Below are 18,758 nucleotides of genomic sequence, written 5' to 3'. Positions count from 1 at the left end.
GGGGCGCAAACCAAGCTCGACAAGCAATTTCGATAGAAGAATCAATAGGACGGCAATGTGTTTAAAACAAGTTCCCGGCTTCTGCCGGGAGAGGCATTGCCGACTGTTTTTGTGGAACCATCCGTGGGATGATCATGCCGCAGCTCCAGTTGGAACGCTTCTTGCAGAGTTACTAATATGTTTATGATGCAAGGACCAAATGTCATGAATCGGTACACATCGCATCAGTTTCCCGCACTGAGGATCCTCATGAGCGGCCAAGATAAATACAGCGTCGTCAGGACCCTCGGCGACGCAGCCACCATGCTCATTTCCGAATGGCCTGGGGATGATGGCGAGGAGTATGTCGTGGCAGTGAGGACATGCCTCGACGCCATCCGCGGCACCACGCCTCCAAACGCTGCGCGGGAAGCGCTGATGAGAGCGGCTGATGAAGCCGGCATCCGCTACCTCTCGGTCGTTCACTGAGATCACTGCCTGGATCCGGCAACACGCAATGGGCGCGCAGCCGACGCTGATCGCCGAAGCCGAATACACCGCTTGGACGGATGACGGAAAGCTGCAGCTTGCCGCGTATAAGGGCTGGGGGAAGTGCGGGCTAGCACCGGGTTCTATGAGCCCTCCCAGATTGAGCCGCGGCAGTGAGCGGAGAGATCCCCAACCTCACCCGACAGTCGAGATTGCATGGACTTTCATGTCATCTCGAACTTCATAGAATTTATCGCCGTCTATATAGATAAAGTGGCAATTTGGCTTTTCGCCTTTACCGTTGGAACAAGCTTTATCGCCCCTGAACGTGAGTTTCGTTTTCACGTCGATCATTTTGCCGCCGACATCCGCCTTACCGGTAATGGTGCCCTTCCAACTCCATACGAGATCAGCGGTCACGGGCTTTTCCAGATCGAGAATTTCCACCTTTACATGCTTGCCATCAGCAAACGCTTTGAACTCTTCCATCGTGACCTTCTTGGCCCCTGCCGGGAGATCGGCGGCATAGGTGTTCACTGCCGACAGCAAGAGTGCCGCCGCACCAACGCTCGAAAGGATGTTTCTCATGTTTAGGCCCCTAAAGATTGACGGCCAAATTACAACCCATCAGGCGAAACGACATCCCACCTATTGTGATTAGCTGCCCATACCGCAGGCTGAACTCGCCCCAGCGCGAAAGGGCAAGCGCTGGAGATGTCACGTCCGACGGGTATCGTTCTGAAATCAAGGTGCGGTCTTAGCTTCTCCGGTCGCGGGTTTTCTCTTGATGCAACGGAACCCGACATGGCTGGTGGAGGTGTCCTCCGGCTCAGCATGACGAGCCGCCGGGCGATAACGACGGCAGTAGTTCGGAGCGCAGAGATGCGATCCGCCCTTCAGCACGCGCCGATGGATGCGTATCTCGGGCTGGCGAGGGTCGAAGCTCGCCTCGGCATGGCCGCCGCGCGGGTTGCTTGGAATGCAGCACGAATGGCTGGCAGGCTCCGGATGGCGTGTCGACCAGTAGTCGGACGTCCACTCCCAGACGTTTCCGATCATGTCCTGGAGGCCGTAGCCGTTTGCCGGAAACAAGCCGACGGGAGAGGTGCGCTCATGGCCTTTCGGCTTTGTCGTCGTCGTGGGAAAGACGCCTTGCCAGGTGTTGGCCATGGCGACGCCGTCCGGCATGAATTCGTCGCCCCATGCATATTCCGTGTCGTCCGAACCGCCGCGCGCCGCGAGCTCCCATTCCGCTTCGGTCGGCAGGTCGAGGCCAGCCCAGTCGGCATATGCCTTGGCGTCGGACCACGCGACGTGGACGACGGGATGATCGAGCTTGCCGCGAAGATCGCTCAGGCCGCCGAGAGGCCGCCGCCAGGTCGCGCCGAACTTGAACGTCCACCACTGCGAGATATCGGGACCATTCACCGACTTCGGCCGGTGAACACCAGCGATCCCGCCCTCAGCATCTCCGGCGCGCGCCGGGATAGTCCTTCGGATCGGGCACCTTCTCGGCAACGGTCACGTGTCCGGTCGCCTTTACGAATTCCATGAACTTGCGGTTCGTGACCGGTGTCCGCTCTATCCAGAAGCCGTCGACCTTCACCGGGTGGGCCGGCGCCTCCTCCGGATAGTGGTCGTTCGATCCCATGGTGAACGTACGGCCCTCGATCCACACCAGATCGTCGGGCACGTGTTCTGCTCCGAATGCCAAGGCCATTGCCGCCTCCATGGTATGACCGCCGAGCATCGCGCGGCGGGTACCCGCTCAGCTCAACCATATCTGCATCCCTATTTGGCCATCAAGGAAGCCGCTCCCGTAACGGTCGCCCTTCAATGACCGACCTCATCGACGCTTTAGGACGGATGACAAGCTATTGCCGTTCGTTGACAAACTCCGACTGGCTTTGAACTGATGGTGCCGCGGGAACCGCGGCATCACAAATCACCTGATGGTCTGTTCGAACAATGCGAGAACCGCTTGTCGACCCATCGCGACCATCCAAGTCCGCCCGCTAGAAATGGATAGCGAGCCCAACGATCGGCCCTTGCTGCACGGCGTCGAAGACGAACCCGTCGTTGCTGTAGTTGACCCCCAATGCCCGGTACCCCGCGACCGCGGACACCGTCTCGTTGAATTTGTAGCCGAGGGCCAAGGCGACGTCCCAGTCGATATCCGCGCCGCCTGCCCCGACCAGGCCCCATCCGGTCATGTAGATTTCCGGCGTAAAGAAGTAATTGCCCCGGAAACCCGCGATGCCATCGACCCAGGTATCACCATCGTCGCCCTCCACGCCGTCGAGCAGCCCACCGTTGAATCCGATGGTCGTGTCGACCGACCAGACCCTGATGCCCCCGACGATATCAAGGTGGCCGGATGGGCTCTCCAGCACCGAGTAGCCGACACCGAGCAGGCCGGCAAACGTCTTCGAGGTGACGTCGACACTGTCGGCCAGGATGCCGGCAGGCGTGCTCGCATCCGCCCCGAGTTTGGTATAGATGACGTCGCCGAAAATGCTGAAGCGGTCGTACCGCGCCTCACCTGCCGCCATGAAGGCAAAGTCGAGATTTGACAGCAGGTCGCCGAAGTCGGCGTCCATGTGGACCTCGGGCAATCCGAACTGTGCGGTATCTCCGGAGATGCCGGCCGCCCAGAAATAGGGTGCGACCGTGAAGGTCCACCCGCTTGAGCTTTCCACCTGCTTTGCATCGGGCGTCAGCGGCGTGATGTCCGCCGTCCTGGCAGGTGATGCAATTGCAAGCGCGGCGCTGACGGTGGCGATATAGATGGCTTTCATGTCCTATCCCTCAATCAGCAAGCGAGTGCGAATCCCGCCTGACAGTTCCCCCAGAGTTCAACATGCCTGATGGCTAATAAAATTATAAGTAAATTTCCATTGCGCGGGCAACGCATAAATTGCGAGTTGTCGGCGGCAATCATTGCTTTTGGCATTCCTGTGTCGAATGTCCCACGGCACAGGCGTTGCCGCCGTGCGGGCGTGCTTGTCGCCACCTACCAGCGCGTGGCGAGGAATGGCCGGCCCTTTCCGTGCGCCAGCCACTTTCATGCTCGCTGTCAGACCTTCTTGGCCGGCGGGATTTTCCATGACCCGTCGAGGATCGATGGTGGCTTGTCGTCGGGCCAGTAGAGCCGCATCATCAGGATGAACTTGCCCTTGGGGGCGGGGAGCCAGTTGGCCTCCTTGTCGGCGCCCGGCGACTTGTTCTGGATGTAGATATCGATCGATCCGTCAGCGTTTGATTTCAGGTTCTGGCGTGCGCTGATCGAGTAGCGATTGAGCGGATTTTCGACGAAGAAGTACTTTTCATTATACATCGTTATTGACCAAAAGCCCTTCACCGGCGGCGTCTCGCCCTTTGGAAAGGTCAGCACGTAGTCGTCCGACCCGGCATAGGCACGGGAGAGAAGCCCGTCCTTCGACTTGGTCGAAGTCGGATAGATGGCATCCTCCGGTCGGTTTGCCCCGAGGCCGATCGCAGTGATCAAAGCCCGCTGCAGATAATTGATTCCATAGATACCCGTCTTGGTGGTGTAGCCCCACCCATTGATGTCCTTGATGTCGCCGTCGCTGAACTTGAAGTGCAGCATGATGCGAGCAAAGGCGATTTCCGGGATGCGCTTGACGAAATGAGCGTCCAATTTGCTCTTGTCGAAATCCTTTCCGGGGATGATGCCGATCTCAGCGATCTTCTCGACCATCGGGGCGTCCGCTGCGGTCGGAGGGTTCGTCTTCATGAGCTCGCTGAGCAGGGTGAAGTACTCGACGGCGTCCATACGGTTGACCTGCTCGCGCACAGCCGTCTTCATGTCCATCTTGGGGTCGACCTTGCCGATGGGCGGCTTCCATTCCTTGCCGTAGCTGCTCAGGGGAACAAGCTTGCACTGGTCCTGCAGCTCGTGCACCGCCTTGTAATCCTCGGGCGTTCCTGTGCAGTAGATGCGGCCGAGAATCCAGACGAGGCTGGTCGGGGATTTGTACTCCGTGACGCCGTCCGGAAGCTTTCCTTCCCAGCCGGGGCCGGTGATCGCATATGTCTGCGGTTCGCCGCCCGTCGTCCGTTTCCCAGGCACTTGGAACACCGTGGTCCATCCGTCGAGCATCGGGAACAGATAGTATCGATCCTTCATATCTGGGATGGAGAATACCCATGGCTCCTTGCCGACGTCGATGAACGAAGTCGTGTAAAGTGTGTCCGCATTTGGCGCGGTGACGTCCGTGAACGAGGCGTTCGGATATTCCCGAACCTTTATGATCTGGCCCATCGGTCCTTTCGCCCCCGCAACCTTGGGGACGTTGGTGATGACGCGACGCGTCATTTCCATGGTGACCAACGGATAGCCGTAGATATAGGCCTCGACCGCCAGCCAGAAATCGTTTCGACCCTCGAATGGGTCGGCGAGTGGATCGTCGACGGCATAGGCGGTCGACAGTGAACTGGTGGCCAATAGACCAAGGCCAGCCAGCGATAAGGCGCGGCGCGTGATTTCCATGATATCCTCCCAAGCGAAATGAAGTGAACCCGCCGACCTCATGTCGGCGACTGCAGTCCCGTGCATGTCATGAATTCCCGATCCGTCCGGGGAGCGGGCAAGCCAGCCTGTGCCGCGGAGCGTGAAGGCGACGCTAGCGCTGCTGCGGCATGAATGGTTCTCATTTTTGCCTCTCCCTGCGGCAATCGGTGTCTCCGGCATCGGCGCCTTGGCGGCCCGCGCCACAGGCGGTAGCGGCCGTACGAGCTTGCACGCTCGCACCGACAAGAGCGTTTGCCCTATCCCCGTAATTGTCTCTCGTATTCTGATCGACGACCGCGACCGGGGCGGTGAGGATCAGACCCACGGCGTGACCTGCTGCCGCGGCCGTTCCGATCGTCGCATCGAGTATGTGGTCACCCAGCCCCACCTTGTCTTCGCTCAGTGTCTGCCCGTCGGAAATCCTGGAACCGATCAGCCGAACGATCTCGGGAGATTCTGCAAACTTCGTGTGGTGGAGGCGGTCGCCCTGCTTGACCTTGGTGAGATCGATCACGCTGATCTTGTTGATTTCCAGTTCTTCCTTGTAGGGCAATTGCTCCGGATCGATCGCGCCGAGGCGCGACACATCTCCCCAAACGCGGCGCGAGACGGCAAGCGCCCGGTCGTCTCGTGATACGAACAGCGTGAACTGCGGGTGCTGCTTGCCCATATCCACGATCTGCTGGCTGAACACGTCGACATCGACGTCGGGTGCGGCGAGAATGACGTTCCTAAACTTCGCCGGCAGCCTGCCGTTGCGAATGGCCATCTGACGCAGTGACTCCAGTGTCAGCCAGTTCCCCATCGAATGGGCGAGGATGGAGACCTCCTTCACCTCTTTGTCGCGGGCCAGGTACTGAAACAGCGTTTCGAGCGCATTGCGGGTGTAGTTCGTACTTTCCCGGTCATAGCCATAGGCAAGCAGGCTGCCGCGCGATGGCCACGTGACGAGAATGGGCGCGCTGTGGACGCGGGAATCATGGACGATCTGGGCAAAGCGGTAGACGGAATCTTCGAATCGCGTGTTGAAACCGTGGATGAACACCAGGACGCTTCCATCCGGTGTCTTGCGCACGCTGGCGCTAAGCCAGGATTTTGCGGCGTCGATATCGATCTCCTTGGCCTTCAGCGTCGCGAAATCCCTGGAAGGATTCGGAGGCAACCTTCTTGGCCATGCGACACTTCCCACCTTGCGGGCACTGTCAGGTGGGATGGAGATAGTCATTTCCGCAAAGGTGGGCTTCAGCGCGCGTTCGCCCGAGAACATCTCGCCGGGAACGGTCGAGCGGCTCCTGGTCGTTGCGACAAGGAGGTTCACCCGGCTCAAACCAGGTGAAGAGGTATCGGCGATCGGCGTAAGGACGCCCTTGGGATGGCCACCGCAACCAGAAAGAAAAATGAGCGAAATGCAGAGAATCACCAGGAGGTTGGGAGGCAATTCGTTGATCCCCATAGGTGCCCTTTGCTTTCAGCAGTAATAGACACCGACCGCGCATCGCCTGACGGTGCGTCGTGCAACACCTGCCACGCTGACGGGCGTGAGGGGTCGCCCGACACGCGCCTCGGCCGGCGTAAAGATTCCCGTCATTCCGGGGACCGCCAGCCGTTCGCCGAGTTCAAGACCGGACATGGCCATAACGATGGTCAGCAGCAGGATTTTGATTTTTTGCAACGAGGTCATTTGCTGTCTCCCTTGGCGAAGCGATCCGGAAGCTCATCAATGTCCACGAGCTTTTCCAGCTCGACTTTCTTTGCATCCGTGGTGTTCTTGAAACTGTAGTCTTCGGCAACGACATCGGTGCCTGTTTTCCAGTCGCTGATCTGGATGCTGTATTGCGGTCCCAGATCGACCTGCGTGGCGGTAATCACGTATCGGCAAGGATATGGTTTTTCGCCTTGCGCGATCCATAACTGCCAGTCGAGTTCCTTGGTTCGGAATGCAAGATGATCGCATTCAACGCCGCCAATCACGCCGCTTCCGAGATCCTTGATGTCAACAACGTCGCGCATCAGTTCGTCATAGACATTGGGCAGCAGGAGATCGGCGCCGGGAACCGGGCGGTGAAGTTTATCCCGCATTTCATCGACGAGATGATCGATCGTGCCGGGCAGATCAGCCTGAGTGTAAAGATTGAGATGTTTTCCAAGGACCGTCGCCGTCTTGCCATCAAAGGTCATCTCGACATCGGCAAAGCCACCGGTGCGAGTAACGCGGAGCTTGTCGGGTCGGCCCATCTCCACCTTTCCGGAACTTGCGAGCAGTAATTTCTGGTGCTCGGTGGTGACAATCTCAAAATTGGTGTCGTAGGCGAATGAAATCGCCTTCTGGGCCGAGAGATAGTCGGACATCGCCTTGACGAGCTTCCTGGCATCGGGCTCTTCGGCACGGGCGGCCAAAGGTGAGATCAACGTGACGGCAAGCGCAAGCGCTACGGACGATCGCCAGTTTGCTGTCAGGCAATGCTTGCAGGAGAGTTTTACCATCGACCTGTGCTCCTTGCGTCTTGGTGGCGAGCGAAGTCAAACGTGTCGGGAGAGGATGGAGATCGCGATCCAGGGATGACCGCCTCTTTCGCTCCGCCCCTTTGTCCTGTTGCATCAGCTATTGTGCGGCAAAGACGAGCTCGGCGCTCGTAACATCGGGTATGCTCTGTAGTACACGCACCGTAAAGCAGATACGGACAACGCCTCAGGGTTGTGGGATCAAAGACTGGCCCGACGGTCGAAACGGTGGTTGCGGTTCGACTGCTTATGGCCAGTCCCGCCTTTCGGATTGCGGCGCTAAACCGCTCCTGATCCACGGGGCGGACGTTTCGGGACTGAAGTTCCGCCGCTAAGTTGGGCAGGAAGTCCGGGCGCATTTCAACGAACTTTGCGCCTTCGCGCCGTGCCTCCGCCTCAAATCCATTCTCGGCATAGATAACCGCGGCAACGAGGTGGAATAGCGGGAATTTCTGCAAATCGGCCTGTCTGATTTCCGCGACCGCCGTCTTGCCGTCGTTCAGCATGAACGCAGCAAGCGCTCGTGTCCCGTGATAGTAACCGCCGCCACCCGGATTGAGAACGATGGCCCGCTCAAGAAGTGCTGCCCCGCGAGCCCAATCCCCGCCCATCGCCACACGTGTCCCGAACTCTCCAAGCAGTTCCGTGTCGTTCGGGTTGGTTGCGAGCGCCAGTTCGCCAACGCGTAAAGCCTCATCCCGCTGCTGATTGAAGAACAGTGCCATCATCAATGCCTGATGCGCGCGCGTGCTGCCGGGATCAAGCTGGATTGCGCGCCGCGCCGCGACGAGGCTACGCTCGATTGGAATGGACGATCCCCGCCGCGCATTGAAGTCGAACCGATCTTCGTCGAGGTAGACGATCGACAGCATCGCCCATGCGGTCGCGAACGACGGATAGCGAGCGACCGCACTTTCAAGGCAATCCCTGACCTGCCGATGCCGTTCCGGACTCAACTCGGTTCGATAGGTGTAGAAGCTTAAAGTGCAGGCATAGGCGCCGAGATCGTCGGGAGGTTGATTGGCGACATCTTCCTGCGCGATAACTCCATAGGGTTGAGCAATGGCCGTCGCCACCCTGTTTGCGACGTCTGCCTGGATCGCGAACAGATCACCCGAACCCATGTTCTCGTCATAGATCTGCGACCACAGGATTTCGCCGTTGTCCGTATCAAGCAGCCGCGCGGTAACCCGCATCTTGTCCCCCGAAATACGCACCCCTCCCATCAACAGATAGCCGGCACCGAGTGCGTTCCGGACGCGAGAAGCATCGACTTCGGGCGACAACGATCTGGACGTCTCACGGCCGAAGACCTTGATCTCCTTGAAGCGTGGCAAGGCTGTGAGAAGCTCCTCGGTCAGGCCGGCCGAAAAAATCTCCGCCTTAGGATCCTCACCAAGATTCGCAAACGGGGCAACGACCAGACTTGCCGTATGCATTTCCGGCATCGCCGTCGGATTGCGGGCAAAAGACGGTGATCCGCTTTGCATCTGATACAGGAAGGTCGATATCAGAGCTGGAATCAACAGACTGGCGACAAGCCACCTTCCATACCCTTGAAACCTGCCTATACCGACTGGTCGATCTGCGGGCGCAGATGCGCCAACGGAAGACTTGGTGTCTCCAGGGCTGCTCCAGACGAACGTTGGAACATACCCCCCTTTCGGAATGTCCATTCGAACAGGATCGTCCTGTCCGGCTACAAGATAGTAGCGCTCCAAGCTTTGCCGCAGCCGTCCCGCCCCGATCCGCACGACCGGGTCGTCCTGCGAGAAGCCTTGGGAGCGCTTGAACACCTCCACCGCAACGGAATAGCCCTTGATGCGCTTGGCGTTGCCTGCCAGCGTCTCCTCTGTGATGTACCGCAGGAAATCGGCGCTACGGCCAGTGTGGGGAAACTCCGGATTCGCGATGATGCGCTCAAGCTGCCTGCGAATATCATCAGGTCCGGGAGGCGGTCGCGTGGAAGGTCGTGCAGCATCGGCTGCCATCGCATTCTGCATGCCATGCTCCTCACCGCTCTTGAGGGCGCCACTACCAGAAATTTTATTAGTGTAATCTACTTCACAAAGTCATCCGCGTCCACGGAGATGTCGTAGACGTGCCTTGGCGTTGCCTGCACGGCAGATGCGGGCTTACCGTGTGTTACCGTTAGATATGTTGCTTTTTGCAGTGCCCTGGCCAGGATGCAATCGGCGGTCGACATCCCACCCGCCGCTCATCAAGGGGGAGGTATGACGGTGACACGGCAAAATCGGGATGGCGTCGTCAATAGCCGCAGACTTGCCGCATGAGCGCATCGACGATCGCCGCAATTGTCTTCAGTTGCCTCGCACTTGCTTCGGCGGTCGGAATGATCGTGCGGCATCGGCTGCCGCATCAGGGTGAAGGCGCTGCCGCGTAGTTACTGCCGTTGTTACGGTAACATACGTTGATTGTGGATCGCGGTGAGCGATCATCGCGGACGTCCGCCCCCGTCGCGATGGGCGCGAAGCCGTCGTGCCCACCATTGGCAGCCACCATACCGGTCCGCGCCGCGACGTTATCCAGGAGGAGAAATTCCATGTGCCGTCGGAATGCGTTGCACTTTTCTCGCGGCGCGCTTGCCGCGCTGGGTTTCACAGCTTTGACCGGGTTGGGCTGTCCTGCGGCATTCGCGCAGGCGGTCACAGGAGCGCCCGGCGCGACGATCACCCTCGACGGCAAGCAGCTTCCGCCTCCCCCACCGAATTTCGGCGGCGTCATCAAGGAGAAAGCCTCGGAGTCTCAACCTTGGTGGGCGCCGCGCGTCGTGCCGCCAAAGGGTGCGCCGAACGTATTGCTGATCATGACGGACGACCAGGGATTCGGTGCACCCAGCACCTTTGGCGGCGTCATTCCCACCCCTGCAATGGACCGCGTTGCAAACCAGGGGTTGCGCCTCACCAATTTCCATTCGACGTCACTTTGTTCGCCGACACGGGCTGCATTGATTACGGGGCGAAACCACCATTCGGTCGGCGCCGGGGTCGTCGGCGAAATTGCGACGGGCTATCCGGGTTATGATTCCATCATCCCGATCGAGAAAGGCACCATTGGCACGATCCTCAGGGAGAATGGCTTCGCGACATCGTGGTTCGGCAAGAACCACAACACGCCTTCCTATCAATCGAGCCAGGCAGGGCCGTTCAATCAATGGCCAACGGGTATGGGCTTTGAATATTTCTACGGTTTTGTCGGCGGTGACGCCAGCCAATGGCAGCCCAACCTCTACCGCAATACGACTGCGATCTATCCCTTCGAAGGAACTCCGACCTGGAACCTGGAAACGGCGATGGCCGACGAGGCCATCCACTACATGAAGCAATTGAAGGAGATTGCCCCCGAGAAACCTTGGCTTGTCTATTACGTCCCGGGCGCCACCCATGCACCGCATCACCCCACACCGGAATGGGTCAAGAAGATCAGCGACATGCACCTCTTCGACGAAGGATGGAACAAGCTGCGCGAGACGATCTTCGCCAACCAGAAGCGGCTCGGCATCATGCCCGAGAACGCGCAACTGACGCCGTGGCCGAAGGAACTGCCGGAATGGGATAGCTTGGGCCTGGAAGAGAAGAAACTCTTTATCAAGCAGGCAGATATCTATGGCGCTTATCTCGCCTATGCCGACAATGAAATCGGCCGGGTCATTCAGGCCGTCGACGATCTCGGCGAACTCGACAATACGCTGATCATCTATATCGGGGGCGACAATGGCGCGAGCGCTGAAGGCATGCTGAACGGCACGCCGAACGAGTTCACCACCTTCAACGGAATCCCCGTGCCGGTGAAGGACCAGTTGCTCTGGTATCCGTTCTGGGGATCGGAACGAACCTTCCCGCATTTCGCCGCGGCCTGGGCATGGGCGATGGACACGCCTTTCAAGTGGGTGAAGCAGGTGCCGTCGCATTTTGGCGGAACCTCTCAAGGCGTGGCGATGTCCTGGCCGGGCCATATCGATGACGTCGGCGGCATCCGTCGCCAGTTCCACCACGTCATCGACATCGTGCCCACGATCCTCGAAGCGACTGGCATCCCGACGCCTCAGACAATCAACGGCATCGAGCAACGCCCCATTGAAGGGGTGAGCATGATGTACACATGGGATAAGGCAAATGTCGACGCTGCCACCCGGCACACGACGCAATATTTCGAGATGCTCGGCAACCGCGCCATCTACGACAATGGCTGGGTGGCTGCGACGACGCCGGCGACCCGTCCATGGGAGTTGAGCACCGCGACGCCTCCCGACGTCATCAGCGGCTACAACTGGGAACTCTACAACGTCAACGATGATCCGACCCAGTTCAACGACCTTGCCGCCAAGATGCCGGACAAGCTCAAGCAGATGCAGGATCTCTTCTATTCCGAGGCGAAGAAGTACAACGTCCTGCCATTGGACAATTCGACGCTTTCCCGCTGGAACACGCCGCGCCCGAACCTGACTGCCGGACGAACCGAGTTTGCCTACTCGGGAGAACTCAGCGGCGTGCCGCCCAGTGCAGCGCCGAGTGTCTTGAACAAGTCCTATACGATCACGGCCGAGGTCGAGATACCCGAAGGCGGCGCGGAGGGCATGATCGTCACCGAGGGCGGCCGGTTCGGCGGCTACGGCTTGTTCCTCAGCAAGGGCGACTTCGGCGTCGGGCGAGGCAGGGTCGTGTTTCTCTACAACCTTCTCGACCTGAAGCGCACCATGTGGGAAGGGCCTGAACTGGAACCCGGCAAACACGAGATCGTCTTCGCGTTCAAGTCCGATGGTCCAGGCCTGGGAAAAGGCGGCACAGGCGTGCTGTCGGTGGACGGCAAGGACGTGGCGACGAACTCGGTCGAACACACGATCCCGGTCACCTTTCCGGAGGATGAAAGCTTCGATGTCGGGCAGGATACGCGCACCGGGGTCGCCTTGGTCGAGTATCGGTACGACGCTCCGTTCAAGTTCACCGGCAAGATCAACGAGCTGACTTTCAAACTCGACCAGTAGAAGCGAACGAGGGTCTCCGACGCAAGCGCCGAGATGTTCAAGGAGCCGACATGCCTGAAACCATGCGAGCGAATTCCAAGCTCCTGCTTTCGGTGACGGGCGTGGTTGAAGCAGCCACGGGCCTGGCGTTGCTGCTGGTACCGGCTCTTCTGATTGAAGTGCTGCTCGGGGCAGCGCCAGATACCCCTGTCGACATGACCGTCGCCCGTGTCGCTGGTGCGGCAGTGCTCGCCTTGGCCGTCGCCTGCTGGCTTGGGCGGCACGACGCGGGAGGCAAGGCCGCCAGAGGACTGGTATCGGCAATGCTTCTCTATAATGTTGCCGTCACCGCAATCCTGGCATTTTCCTGGCTCCGTCACGGCATTTCCGGCATCGCGTTTTGGCCAGTTGTCGTGGGGCACGTCGGGCTGGCCGTCTGGTGCGTGGCGTGCGGATTGGCGTCACCGCGCATCGCAGGCCGTTAGCTGGCTGTCATCGATATCCTCATGTTCACCTGCCGCAATCTGCTGGCAACCTTTACCGTGTCGTTGCAAAGCAGCCTTTTTCCCGCAACGCAATTGGCCAGATTGCACCCGCTGCGGTCATTGCGCGATATCCGAGAAGTCGCTCGTCTGCATCGTCATTTGTCATACTCAGAGATGATGTTAGGCGGTAGCGAGACGATGACTGCTTTCGTGTTTCTCATGCCGTGGAGAGAGACTTCGGTCATGGAGGAACGTCTTCGATTTGTCGCCCGGCTGCTCGAGGGCAAGGGTATGAGCGATGGGTACCGAGGCATATTCGCGGCGGTGGCGCTTGAAATGCTGCGCAATGGGTTTGGTCGAATCAGCTACGGTCATGCCCCCATTACCATCTCGATCAGTACGAATTGGTAAGGCGACGCTGCCCAAAATTGCGAAAATCACAAAAAATGTCGATTCCGCCTTAGGCGAGAGGAATCCAGTCACGCCCCCCTGGATTTTTCTAATGTTTTCAATGGATGCGTTTCGCTATAGTTGCAGAAAGAATAATTCTCGGCATGCGGGACCTTTATACTGCCGTAATTTGAGCGACTCGAATTTCCGCAAATATTTCAAAATGTAACTTCGGAGTGATCGGGATAATGTGGCAGCAATATTGCTATGTTTCTCAAGCACTTACTGTCGCGTTGCTGTTGCGCCTTCCAGAATGTCGCCCTATAACCCGCCGCCGTAACGCCTGATTAACTAAAAATAGTAACCGGCAAAGACAACGCTAAGGTTGAGGAACAAGACCATGACGACATACTATGTAGCGACGACTGGCAGCGACAGCGGTAACGGCAGTACCACTTCTCCCTTCCGCACGATCAGCGAGGCGATGTCGGCGAACCTTAGGCCCGGCGACGAGGTCGTGGTGAAAGCAGGGACCTACAACGAGAGCATCAACATCGACAAGGACGGCTCGGCGGCAGGCGACATCACGCTGCGCTCGGAAGTGCCTGGCGCAGCACTGATCCGGCCGCCCGCAGGCTCGTATACCGGGATCAGTGTCAACGCCAACTACGTGACAATCGACGGCTTCGACATCAAGGGCGGCAACGGTGACGGCATCGAAGCGAACAACGTCCATCACGTCTCAATTCTCAACAACAAGGTCCACGACAGCGGGGAGTCGGGCATTCAGTTCAACTATTCTGACTTCGTCAAGATCGTAGGGAACGAGACCTACAATAACGCGTCGTCAGGCTGGTTCTCGGGCATCTCGATCTACGAGAACCGGAACATCACCGGCGATACCTCGACGACCGGCTACCGGAATATCGTACAAAACAACATCTCGCACGACAACGTCACGAAGACGGGTGCGCACACCGATGGCAACGGCATCATCATTGACGATTTTCAGAGCACACAGACGGATGGTCATCCAAACTATACGTTCAAGACCCTTGTAGACAACAACCTGGTCTACGAGAACGGCGGCAAAGGCATCCAAGTTGCCTGGAGCGACTCCGTCACGGTGCAGAACAACACAGCATACCACAACAATCAGGACCCGCTGAACGACGGCACCTGGCGCGGCGAACTCAGCAACGCGCAGTCGAGCAACAACACCTGGATCAACAACATCGCCGTAGCCGACCCGTCGGTGAACAAGAACAACACTGCGGTCGATAACACGTCGTACGGCGGCTATACCAACGCCAACGTCGTCTGGGCCAACAACGACACCTACAACGGCACGGCCGGCCAGGCCTCGGTCAGGACCGACGGCGGCAACGCTATGCCGAGCACGGCGAACGGCAACAAGCTCGGCGTCGACCCGCATTTCGCGGGAGCAGCGAGCGACAACTTCCACCTCGGCTCCGGCTCGGCAGCGATCGACGGCGGAACCGCCAAGTACGGCGTCGGCTCGGTCGATCTGGACGGCCACGCTCGCGTCGTTGGAACTGTCGATATGGGTGCCTACGAATCGGGCTCCAGTGCGACACCGGGAACGCCAACCACGCCGACGCAACCGACAACGCCAACCACCCCGACGGAACCGACAACGCCGACCACGCCGACGCAACCGACAACGCCAACGGCGCCGACAAAGGAATTCATCGGCACCAACGGTGACGACATCCTGCCACACACCGGCCAGTCCAACGGCGGCAACGAAACCTTCAAGGGTCTCGGCGGTAGTGACGTGTTGAAGGGCGGCGCCGGCGCGGACGTGCTCGACGGCGGTACTGGCAATGACACGGCCAGCTATGCGGGCTCCGACGCGGTCAACGTCGACCTGGCGACTAAGGCCGCATCGGGCGGCCAGGCGACCGGTGACAAGATCGCCGGCATCGAAAACTTGACCGGCTCAAGCTACAACGACGTGCTGACCGGCGGCAACGGCGGCGGCAACGTTCTCACTGGCGGGGCTGGCGCGGACAAGCTGGACGGCGGCGCCGGCAATGATGTCCTCATTGGTGGTGCCGGAAAGGACATTATGACCGGTGGCATCGGTGAGGATACGTTTATCTTGAAGGCACCGACGGAAACCGGGTCCGGCTTGAACCGCGACGGCATCACCGACTTCCAGCACGGCGTGGATAAGATCGACATCTCGGCGATCGATGCGAATGGCTCTGCGGCGGGCAATGGTACCTTCCATTTCCAGGCACAGGAGAATGCCTTGTTCGATCACAAGGCTGGCGCGCTCGCTTGGCACTACGACGACAACGCCGGATCCGCGAGCGATGTTACCGTTATCCAGGCCGACATGAACGGCGACGGCATTCATGACTTCGAGGTTCAGCTGAAGGGCCTCGTCCACCTGGGGGCAGGCGATTTTCTCCTGTAACGATAGCGTTGTGGCGGTCGTCCGATCGCCACAACACGCTGGCCGCAAAAGTCGGCTACTTCGGCGTGCGGATGAGGGAGCCCCATCCGCGCGCTGCAATTTTTCGACAGGCGTCAGCCGGCCTTTCGGGCCGGCTTTGCGTAAACCGATAGCTCGTCAGAACGCCTCACCTCCCGCCATCAGGCGTATCGACGATCGTAGCGCGATAGAATCAACTCCGACGAATTTCAGGCTGACAGGTCGCCAAGGACCTTTGGAATATGTTCTCGGATCGCGATGGCCGTTTTTCCCGGTGATGCGGAAGTGACGTCGAGCACCAATGTGTTTGGGTGGAGTGGATCGAAACCCCCGCCCTCCGACTGCGATCCCTCGAGGCTGCCACATCCGTGGATTTCAACCTTTGGCGTCGCTCGGGGTTCGAAACCCGGCGAGCCAGCTCCTCTTCATCACAGCAATCGCACCGGCACCAAAACGGCGTCGCAGCCTTCGGCAGCACCGGCGATCTGTTGAAAGGTACGAAGGCTCCGCTCATCACCCTCCAAGCCGGCATGCGTGAAAATGAAATTGGCGGACGGCGCGTAAGCGGTGATTGCATCAAGGACCGCTTGTCGAACTCGACCTGTAAACTCCCATGTTCCCTTTGGAAGCGGGGCCGTTCCATCCTCACCCAGCAGACGCAGAATCGAGTTGTTGACCCAGTGGTTGTCGACAATTTTTGCCGAAACCATGGCGCTCAACTCTTTCGCGATGGTCAACTTCCCAACGGCCGGGAAGCCTATGAGCACGATGCGGACACCCATCTTTCGCGACACCTACATAGTTTTCGTTGATAATCATGTCGCCCGAAGACATGGCCGTAAATGCGTGTTCCAATCGGATAGACGGTCCACGGCCCAGCAGCTTCGTTTTACGGAAGCCGCTCTACCTGTTTGGCGAACGGCATGCTGCATGGATGGACCCTTGAAAAATGGCGACCCCTGCAGGAATCGAACCTGCGACAACCTGCTTAGAAGGCAGGTGCTCTATCCAGCTGAGCTAAGGGGCCGTCCGGCGGCCGCGTCTCGTGAGCGCGACCGGATGCGGCATATCTGGACGAGAAATCTCAATGCGTCCAGGGCTGCGTGCGGGTATAGCGGAAATTGTCGGGATAGGCGACAACCTGGCGTGTCGGGTCCTTCGGCGCGATGACGCGGTATTCGATGCCGTTGCGCTGGGCATAGGCTTCGGCGAGTTCCTGCGATTCGAAGGTGAGCTTCACCTGCTGGCGCATATCGCCGGAGGAGGTATAGCCCATGATCGGATCGATCTTGCGCGGCGACTCCTGATCGAACTCAAGCACCCAGAGATGGGTCTTGGCTTTGCCGGACTGCATGGCGGTCTTGGCTGGACGATAGATCTTGGCAGACATGACTGCAGCGTCTCCGACTATGCGGGCAGCGCCCGCCTTACATGGCTCGATCCCCGTTCCCGGGGCTTTTGCTTCATCGCTAGAGATAACGCAAAGAGATGAATTTTGCTTAGCGGCGAATCCCCGCCTTTTCAAGAAAAAAGGCGGTGTTTGACGCTGCTGACGACTCCATAACGAGCCGATGCATTTGGGAAACAAGGATATCGACGGAGATGGCGGCAGCCATCTCTTGAAACCCTCGGATTTCCACCCGGATTGCGCAATATTACCGATTGTCTCATGTTTTGATCACAACCCGATTGCCGCTGCCAGCCCTCGGCACTAGTTTACGGCTCAATCGCTTTCAGTGGATTTGCATTCATGATCAAACGTTCGGCGGAGTTCAATGCCATTGTGATTGGCGCGAGCATCACGGCGTTCTTCTACGTTGCCATCAGCTACGCTCAATATATCGGCCTGATCGCCCACGGCTGAGGCAGCCTTGTCCTGACGTCCAATTGCGCCAGTCAGATGGGCTCGTGCGCCCGGCAAGCAGACTGGCGACCTATCAAGATTTTTCTGTCTGGCATCCACAGGTCCGGCGAGGAATCTTCGGGCAGAGCTGGATTTATGGGTTGCGACGGCGAAGTGAACCGTGTATCTCCCCTGCCATTCACGGCACGGAGTGTAGCGCAGTCTGGTAGCGCATCTGGTTTGGGACCAGAGGGTCGGGAGTTCGAATCTCTCCACTCCGACCACCGCCTTTCCCATTGAAAATGTTATAGAATTTTTCCGTGGCTCGCGTCACGCCTTGAAGGGCTTTGTGAGAGCACTGTGAGAGCAACCGCCGCCGTGGGCGCAATTTTGTAAGCACTGGGCGAGGCACCATGACCACCACGGACACTGCCGCCCTCCTCGAAGACGCCAACCATCGCCTCGCTTATTGAAACTTGCAAACTCAATGCTGTTGATCCACTGGCCTATCTGACCAGCACGCTCACCGCTATCGTCAACGGCCATAAACAGAGCCGGATCGATGAACTCCTACCGTGGAATTACTCTGCACATGCAGAATTGCTACGCTGATTGCCGATGGAGAAATCCAGCGGCCGCGCATTCTGATATGGTCTATGAAGCCTCACCCCTCTCACCGAGCGCCTGCGAGGTTGAAAAAATGGGTGGTTTCCGAACAGTCTGAGTGAAGCCGGTAGCGGTGAAGCTAAGGTCTCCCACATCCAACTCGATTTGGTAGTCCCAAAGCATGATCTTTCCGTTGGGCGAGAGTCGACTGTTCTTGCGGGTGATGTGGTGGATCGAGGTGTCGCCCTGCGTTGGCCAACTCAACGAAACGCTCAGATCGGACACGTTGTTGAATTCCAGCGTGCAAGGGGCAACATCCCATCCACGTACCGCTTCGCGTTCCCAATGCCATTTGAAAATATAGTCGATATCGAAGCGTATCGCGTAGTTTGCTTGGGGGAAGCTCATGGAGTAAATCAAGGCGTCGTGCCAACCCATGTCGACAAAATCGGCGTCCGTCCATATCTCGCGGTAGTTCATTG

General features: G+C 58.6%; 14 protein-coding genes, 2 tRNA genes and 3 pseudogenes. 7 read left to right on the top strand and 12 right to left on the bottom strand.

Going from position 1 to position 18,758, the window contains the following annotated elements; all coding sequences use genetic code 11:
- Positions 1-177: 177 nt before the first annotated feature.
- On the top strand, positions 178-468 hold the full coding sequence (locus tag U5G49_RS08850) for a DUF982 domain-containing protein (protein ID WP_018241867.1): 291 nt from the start codon (positions 178-180) through the stop codon (positions 466-468).
- 195 nt (positions 469-663) lie between these two features.
- Here the strand turns inward: U5G49_RS08850 and U5G49_RS08840 are convergent, their stop codons facing one another.
- The 8 genes and pseudogenes from U5G49_RS08840 to U5G49_RS08805 all read right to left on the bottom strand — a co-directional run bounded on the left by U5G49_RS08840 (position 664) and on the right by U5G49_RS08805 (position 9,507).
- On the bottom strand, positions 664-1,056 hold the full coding sequence (locus tag U5G49_RS08840; RefSeq protein WP_193446853.1) for a hypothetical protein: 393 nt from the start codon (positions 1,054-1,056) through the stop codon (positions 664-666).
- A 156-nt stretch (positions 1,057-1,212) separates the two neighbouring features.
- Positions 1,213-2,188: pseudogene (locus tag U5G49_RS08835) on the bottom strand (formylglycine-generating enzyme family protein).
- 295 nt (positions 2,189-2,483) lie between these two features.
- Complete coding sequence (locus U5G49_RS08830) at positions 2,484-3,266, bottom strand: hypothetical protein (protein ID WP_193446852.1); 783 nt, start codon at positions 3,264-3,266, stop codon at positions 2,484-2,486.
- 278 nt (positions 3,267-3,544) lie between these two features.
- Positions 3,545-4,981 carry a DUF1254 domain-containing protein gene (locus tag U5G49_RS08825; protein WP_193446851.1) on the bottom strand — a complete coding sequence of 479 codons (1,437 nt, stop codon included), beginning with the start codon at positions 4,979-4,981 and terminating at the stop codon, positions 3,545-3,547.
- A gap of 160 nt (positions 4,982-5,141) precedes the next feature.
- Positions 5,142-6,455, bottom strand: a complete 1,314-nt coding sequence (locus U5G49_RS08820; protein WP_193446850.1) for an alpha/beta hydrolase — start codon at positions 6,453-6,455, stop codon at positions 5,142-5,144.
- 15 nt (positions 6,456-6,470) lie between these two features.
- Positions 6,471-6,683, bottom strand: a complete 213-nt coding sequence (locus U5G49_RS08815) for a hypothetical protein (protein ID WP_193446849.1) — start codon at positions 6,681-6,683, stop codon at positions 6,471-6,473.
- Positions 6,680-7,486, bottom strand: a complete 807-nt coding sequence (locus U5G49_RS08810; RefSeq protein ID WP_193446848.1) for a DUF2092 domain-containing protein — start codon at positions 7,484-7,486, stop codon at positions 6,680-6,682. Before U5G49_RS08810 ends, U5G49_RS08815 begins: the two co-directional genes overlap by 4 nt.
- On the bottom strand, positions 7,480-9,507 hold the full coding sequence (locus U5G49_RS08805) for an adenylate cyclase (protein WP_246289456.1): 2,028 nt from the start codon (positions 9,505-9,507) through the stop codon (positions 7,480-7,482). Before U5G49_RS08805 ends, U5G49_RS08810 begins: the two co-directional genes overlap by 7 nt.
- A gap of 560 nt (positions 9,508-10,067) precedes the next feature.
- Between U5G49_RS08805 and U5G49_RS08800 the strand changes: the two genes are divergently transcribed.
- From U5G49_RS08800 to U5G49_RS08785, 4 genes are all read left to right on the top strand, one after another.
- Positions 10,068-12,509, top strand: coding sequence for an arylsulfatase (locus U5G49_RS08800; protein WP_193446847.1), 2,442 nt, complete (start codon positions 10,068-10,070; stop codon positions 12,507-12,509).
- 50 nt (positions 12,510-12,559) lie between these two features.
- Positions 12,560-12,973, top strand: coding sequence for a hypothetical protein (locus U5G49_RS08795; RefSeq protein WP_193446846.1), 414 nt, complete (start codon positions 12,560-12,562; stop codon positions 12,971-12,973).
- Positions 12,974-12,994: 21 nt separating this feature from the next.
- Entirely contained in the window at positions 12,995-13,384 is a 390-nt protein-coding gene (locus tag U5G49_RS08790; RefSeq protein WP_246289455.1) for a hypothetical protein, read from the top strand.
- A 379-nt stretch (positions 13,385-13,763) separates the two neighbouring features.
- Entirely contained in the window at positions 13,764-15,809 is a 2,046-nt protein-coding gene (locus U5G49_RS08785) for a choice-of-anchor Q domain-containing protein (protein WP_193446845.1), read from the top strand.
- A gap of 227 nt (positions 15,810-16,036) precedes the next feature.
- On the opposite strand, the pseudogene U5G49_RS08780 reads toward U5G49_RS08785, so the two are convergent.
- The 3 genes and pseudogenes from U5G49_RS08780 to U5G49_RS08770 form a co-directional block, all read right to left on the bottom strand.
- Positions 16,037-16,609 (bottom strand): annotated as a pseudogene (locus U5G49_RS08780) (chloramphenicol phosphotransferase).
- A gap of 168 nt (positions 16,610-16,777) precedes the next feature.
- Positions 16,778-16,854: transfer RNA gene (locus U5G49_RS08775), tRNA-Arg, on the bottom strand.
- Positions 16,855-16,911: 57 nt separating this feature from the next.
- The gene (locus U5G49_RS08770; RefSeq protein WP_018241855.1) at positions 16,912-17,217 is read right to left on the bottom strand and encodes an ETC complex I subunit; all 306 of its coding nucleotides are present in this window, start codon (positions 17,215-17,217) and stop codon (positions 16,912-16,914) included.
- A 660-nt stretch (positions 17,218-17,877) separates the two neighbouring features.
- Between U5G49_RS08770 and U5G49_RS08765 the strand changes: the two genes are divergently transcribed.
- Together U5G49_RS08765 and U5G49_RS37105 are read left to right on the top strand one after the other, a co-directional pair.
- A tRNA-Pro gene (locus U5G49_RS08765) sits at positions 17,878-17,954 on the top strand.
- Between the two features lie 172 nt (positions 17,955-18,126).
- Positions 18,127-18,282, top strand: a pseudogene (locus U5G49_RS37105) (transposase domain-containing protein); the annotation flags it as partial.
- A 42-nt stretch (positions 18,283-18,324) separates the two neighbouring features.
- On the opposite strand, the gene U5G49_RS08760 reads toward U5G49_RS37105, so the two are convergent.
- A complete protein-coding gene (locus U5G49_RS08760) occupies positions 18,325-18,756 on the bottom strand; it encodes a hypothetical protein (RefSeq protein WP_193446844.1) in 432 nt (143 codons plus the stop codon).
- Positions 18,757-18,758: the final 2 nt, after the last annotated feature.

It is taken from the genome of Rhizobium indigoferae, assembly GCF_034554815.1.
GTDB lineage: Bacteria > Pseudomonadota > Alphaproteobacteria > Rhizobiales > Rhizobiaceae > Rhizobium > Rhizobium leguminosarum.
This window is presented reverse-complemented; position numbering and strand designations above follow the sequence as displayed.